At 71.8% G+C, this 4,866-nt stretch carries 6 protein-coding genes; 2 read left to right on the forward strand and 4 right to left on the reverse strand.

The annotated features are described in order from the left end of the window. The 3 genes from CCR87_RS01010 to CCR87_RS01020 form a co-directional block, all read right to left on the reverse strand. A partial coding sequence (locus CCR87_RS01010; protein WP_201155468.1) for a DUF418 domain-containing protein occupies nucleotides 1–360 on the reverse strand: 360 nt, incomplete at its 3' end. 69 nt (nucleotides 361–429) lie between these two features. Beyond that, on the reverse strand, nucleotides 430–1,668 hold the full coding sequence (gene rlmN / locus CCR87_RS01015; protein ID WP_201155472.1) for a dual-specificity RNA methyltransferase RlmN: 1,239 nt from the start codon (nucleotides 1,666–1,668) through the stop codon (nucleotides 430–432). 83 nt (nucleotides 1,669–1,751) lie between these two features. Further along, entirely contained in the window at nucleotides 1,752–2,288 is a 537-nt protein-coding gene (locus tag CCR87_RS01020) for an invasion associated locus B family protein (RefSeq protein ID WP_201155469.1), read from the reverse strand. Nucleotides 2,289–2,480: 192 nt separating this feature from the next. On the opposite strand from CCR87_RS01020, the gene CCR87_RS01025 reads away from it, so the two are divergent. Together CCR87_RS01025 and CCR87_RS01030 are read left to right on the forward strand one after the other, a co-directional pair. Next, nucleotides 2,481–3,461, forward strand: a complete 981-nt coding sequence (locus tag CCR87_RS01025) for an asparaginase (protein WP_201155470.1) — start codon at nucleotides 2,481–2,483, stop codon at nucleotides 3,459–3,461. Between the two features lie 69 nt (nucleotides 3,462–3,530). Next, nucleotides 3,531–4,247, forward strand: coding sequence for a hypothetical protein (locus tag CCR87_RS01030; RefSeq protein WP_201155471.1), 717 nt, complete (start codon nucleotides 3,531–3,533; stop codon nucleotides 4,245–4,247). Between the two features lie 15 nt (nucleotides 4,248–4,262). On the opposite strand, the gene CCR87_RS01035 is transcribed toward CCR87_RS01030, so the two are convergent. After that, on the reverse strand, nucleotides 4,263–4,866 hold a 604-nt coding region (locus CCR87_RS01035; RefSeq protein ID WP_242511782.1), incomplete at its 5' end, for a Smr/MutS family protein.

The raw sequence follows: 4,866 nt of genomic DNA on the forward strand, positions 1-4,866 counted from the left end.
CACCACCCGCTGCGGCAACCACAGCGCCAGCGGCAGGAACAGCCCCAGCACCGCATAGGTCGTCAGGATGTCACCCCAGAAGAACAGCGCCGCGTTCAGCAGCCCGAACGCCCCCAGCACCGCCAGACGCCGCAGATAGGGCCACACCCACCCCTCGCCCCGCGCGCGCATGCGCCCGATCAGCAGCGTGAAGCTGACCCCGAACAGCAGCGAGAACGCCGCCAGCGCCTTGCCCTCCACCAGCACCGCCAGCACATAGGCGACCGCACGGTCGGCCGGGCCATGGACCACCGCGCGCATCTCGGGCGTCAGGTACTCCAGCCCCGAGATGGTCAGCATGTTGACCGCCAGCACCCCCATCAGCGCGACCGCCCGCGTGGCATCCAGCGTGGTCAGCCGGGCCTGGGTGGGATCCGCGGCGGGCGAGGGTCAGCCCGTCGTGTCGGGATGGTCGGGCGCATGCGGACGGCGCACGACGCGCGGCGGCACCGGCAGGCCGGCCTCCAGCGCGACCTCGGCGCGGGTCTTGCGCGCGCGTTCGGTGTCGGACTTCAGCTGGCCGCAGGCGGCCATGATGTCCTCGCCCCGGGGCGTGCGGATGGGGCTGGCATAGCCCGCCTTGTGGATGATGTCGGCGAACGCCTCGATCCGCGCCCAGTCGGAGCGCTCATAGGGCGCGCCGGGCCATTCGTTGAAGGGGATCAGGTTGATCTTGGCCGGGATGCCCGAGATCAGCCGCACCAGCCGCCGTGCGTCCGCGTCGCTGTCGTTCACACCCTTGAGCATGACGTACTCGAACGTGATCCGCTCGGCGTTGGACAGGCGGGGATACTCGCGCAGCGCCTCCAGAAGGGCGGCGATGTTCCACTTTCGGTTGATCGGCACCAGCGTGTCGCGGACCTCGTCCGTCGTGGCGTGGAAGCTGACCGCCAGCAGGCAGCCGATCTCGCGGGCGGTGCGCGCGATCTCCGGCACCACACCCGAGGTCGAGAGCGTGATCCGGCGCCGCCCCAGCGCGATCCCCTCGCCATCCATGCAGATGCGCATGGCGTCGCGGACGGCCTCGAAGTTGTAGAGCGGCTCTCCCATGCCCATCAGCACGAGGTTGGAGACCAGACGCTCCTCGCGCTTGGGCTGGCCGGGCACGCCCCAGTCGGCCAGATCGTCGCGGGCGATCAGCACCTGGCCGACGATTTCCGCAGCCGTCAGGTTGCGCACCAGCCGCTGCGTGCCGGTGTGGCAGAACGAACAGGTCAGCGTGCAGCCCACCTGCGACGACAGGCACAGCGTGCCGCGCCCCTCCTCGGGGATGTAGACGGCCTCGACCTCGTGCCCACCCTGGATGCGCAGCAGATACTTGCGGGTGCCGTCGGCGGACACCTCGCGGCGCATGACCTCGGGGACCGCGAGGGTGAACCGCTCCGCCAGCAGCGCACGATAGCCCTTGGCGAGGTTCGTCATCGCCGCGAAATCGCGCACACCCCAGTAGTAGATCCACTGCCAGAGCTGGTCCGCGCGCATCTTTGCCTGCCTGGCCGGGGTGCCCGCATCGATCAGCGCCGCCGTCAGCTGCGGCCGCGTCAGCCCGATCAGGTTCACCGCGCCGCCCTCCGGCGCCCGGCGGGGGATCGTGTGCACGTCCTGGGTGATGGGTGCGGTGGCGGCGATGGGGCTGGCGTCGGTCACTGGCGTATCCTCGGGGTTGACCCGCACAGATAAGACCGCGCCACGCCCCAGGCAACCGCGCGGGGTCACTGGCAGCGGCGCTCGGCCTCGGCGGCGGCGGCGGTGAAGCCGAACAGCGAGAAGGTGTCCCGCGTCTGGGTGCCGCGCGACGACACGGCGGTGACGATCGCCTCGGTGCCGCCCTGCATCGCGGCCTTCAGGCGGGCGTCGTCCTCGGGGTTCGCGGGCCAGGCCCAGTCGCCCGAGGTGAACAGCTGGAACGTCGCGTCGCCGATCTCCACCGAGACGGTCGAATCGGGGCGGAAGGGATAGCCGCCGGTGAAGCTGATCTCGCCCATGACATCGTCGCCGGGGCGATAGGTGACGAAGAACAGGATGTCGCCGCGGCGCACCTGGACCGCGTTGCCGTCGCGGGTGGCGACCCATTCCTTGGGGCTGGAGACGCTCCAGCAGGCGCGGGGGCTCTCCTCGACAAAGACGCTCCAGTCGGTTTCCGCCGCGACGCGGTTGGTGGATTCGTCCTGCGCCATGGCGCTGGTGGCCAGCAACAGCCCGCCCGCCAGGATCGCCGCACCGCCTGCCTTAAGCCCTGCTCGCGTCATTCCGTTCCCCGTGCAATGGTTGTCTGCCCGTTGTCGATGCCCCGCCTGCCATACACCTTTTTGCGGTGGAAGGGCATGGCCGGACACGCTAGGCGCGGTCATAACGCAAACGGTCCGGCGGATGAAACCCCCGGCCCGGGGGGGCTGCGGGATTCCGCGCACTTCCTCGTGACAGCAACCAGGGGGAACACCATGGCGATACCGATGGTCGAGGTCTGGCGCGGCGACCGCGTCGAAAGCCGCCACGCGGGCGACGCGGTGGTGTGCGACGCAAGCGGCGCAGTGGTTGCCGCCTGGGGCGCGGCAGAGGCGGTGATCTTTCCACGCTCCTCGTGCAAGATGGTGCAGGCGCTGCCGCTGGTCGAAAGCGGCGCGGCCGACGGGCTTGGGCCGGAACAGCTGGCACTGGCCTGCGCCTCGCACCAGGGGGCGGCGATCCATACCGACCGTGTGGCGGCGTGGCTGGCGGCGCTGGGGCTGGACGCGACCGCGCTGCGGTGCGGGGCGCATGTGCCCCATGACGCGGCCGCCGCCGCCGGTCTGATCCGGGGGGACACGGCGCCGTGCCAGATCCACAACAATTGTTCGGGCAAGCATGCGGGGTTCCTGACGCTGGCGCGGCATCTTGGCGCGGGGCCGGAGTATATCGACCTCGACCACCCCGTTCAGCGCGCCGTGCGCCAGACCTTCGAGGAGGTCACCGGCGAGGACAGCCCCGGCTGGGCCATCGACGGCTGTTCGGCGCCGAATTTCGCAACCTCGCTGACCGGGCTGGCGCGGGCGATGGCGGCCTTTGCCGGCGCCGACGACGGGTCCGTGCGGGGCCGCGCCATGGTTCGGCTGCGCGAGGCGATGACCGCGCATCCCGATCTGGTCGCGGGCGAGGGGCGCGCCTGCACCGGGCTGATGCGCGCGATGGGTGGCCACGTGGCGGTCAAGACCGGCGCCGAGGGGGTGTTTGTCGCCATTCTGCCGGAACAGCGGCTGGGGGTGGCGCTGAAGATCGCCGACGGCGCCGGGCGCGCGGCCGAAACGGCGATCGCGGCGCTTCTGGTCCGGCTGGGCGTGCTGGATGCGGCCGCTCCGGGTGCGGCGCGTTGGCTGGCACCGCCGCTGACGAACTGGCGCGGGGTGCAGACGGGCCACATCGCGCCCGCGCCGGGTTTTCCCTGACGGTTGGCGCGCCGCCGCCGACGGTGGCTGCTAACGGTTTGTTAACCACAATGAGCGTCCAGTGGCGGCATGACGATCCGCCGCCTCGCCCCGCTTGTGATCCTGCTGTGCATCGCCCTGGGCGGGCCGCGGGCCGCGCTGGCCGGACCGTGGCCGCGCGAGGTGGGGACCGTGTTCCTGGCCACCAGCTTCGGCTTCGAAAAGGCGCGGGGAAACCGCACCGGCTTTGCCGAGGCCTATGGCGAGATGGGCTGGCGGGGGGGTCTGGTGCCCGCCCTGCGGCTGCGGCTCGACAGCCCGCTGGCGCAGGAGGGGCGCGGCGACGGCGCGGCGGATGTGCGGCTGCGCTGGCACCCGCAGGCGTTGCCATGGGGCCTTGCGCTGGGGCTCGAGGGGGGGCTGCTGCTCGACAGTGGCGCCCGGCGCGGCGACGACACGCTGGGAACGACGCGCTTCCGGCTGGTGGCGGTGCATCTGGGGCGCGGCATCGGCACCCCGCTTGGCGACGGGTGGATGCGCCTGACGCTGTCCTCCGAAGATCCCGTCCGTTCCGAAGGCGAGGCCCGGCGCGAGATCATGGGCCAGGTCGGCCTGCGCGGTGCGGGCGGGTGGCTCGGCCTCGTGTCGCTCAGCGGCTTTCGCGAGGGGGGCGAGACGACGGTGAAGCTGCGCCCGGCCATCGGCCGCAGCTTCGGGCCCGACCGCGACGTGGTGCTGGAATCGGTGGTGGAACGCGGCGGGGCCGGGACGCGCGGCCTGTCGCTGTCCCTCTGGCAGCGGTTCTGAACGCGGCGCCGCCCCTCAGCCCGGACGGCGCAGATACACATACAGCGCCCCGGCGCCACCGTGGCGGGCATGGGCCTGTGCGGTCTGCTGCACCAGTGCGCGCAGCGGCGGCCGTTGCAGCCACAGCGGCACCTCGTGCCGCAGCGCGCCGGTGCGATACGGCAGGGGCAGCGCGTCGGACGGGCCGCGCCCCTTGCCGGTGATCACCAGCACCAGACGCCGCCCGTCCCCATGGGCGCGGCGCAGAAACCCCACCAGCGCCGGCTGCGCCTCGGCCAGCGTCAGGCCATGCAGGTCGATGCGCGCCTCGGGCTCAAGGCGGCCGCGCAGGAGACGGCGCTTCAGCCGGGGCTCAAGCGCTGCGGCGGCGCGCGGTGCGGTGCGGGGTTTCGGTTGTGGAGAAAAGACAGCGTCGACGGGCAATGGAGCTGGGCTGCGCTTTCCGGCGGTGAGGGCGGAGGCGCTCGTCTGGGGCGACGCATCACCCTGCGGCGTCGCTGCCTGAGCGGCGAGTTCGTCGCGGAGCGAGCGGCTTTTTAAGGGCCGCACGGTGCGTCGCACCTTATCCCAGAGTGCCTTGTCTTCAGGTGACAGCTGTTTGCGGGCCATCTCAGGCGCA

It is taken from the genome of Rhodobaculum claviforme (genome assembly GCF_016653255.1).
Taxonomy (GTDB): domain Bacteria; phylum Pseudomonadota; class Alphaproteobacteria; order Rhodobacterales; family Rhodobacteraceae; genus Rhodobaculum; species Rhodobaculum claviforme.

Excerpts from the sequence above, each read along its gene's own strand:
- CCR87_RS01020 (WP_201155469.1), bottom strand. The coding sequence starts at position 2,288 with ATGACGCGAGCAGGGCTTAAGGCAGGCGGTGCGGCGATCCTGGCGGGC.
- CCR87_RS01025 (WP_201155470.1), top strand. The coding sequence starts at position 2,481 with ATGGCGATACCGATGGTCGAGGTCTGGCGCGGCGACCGCGTCGAAAGC.
- CCR87_RS01030 (WP_201155471.1), top strand. The coding sequence starts at position 3,531 with ATGACGATCCGCCGCCTCGCCCCGCTTGTGATCCTGCTGTGCATCGCC.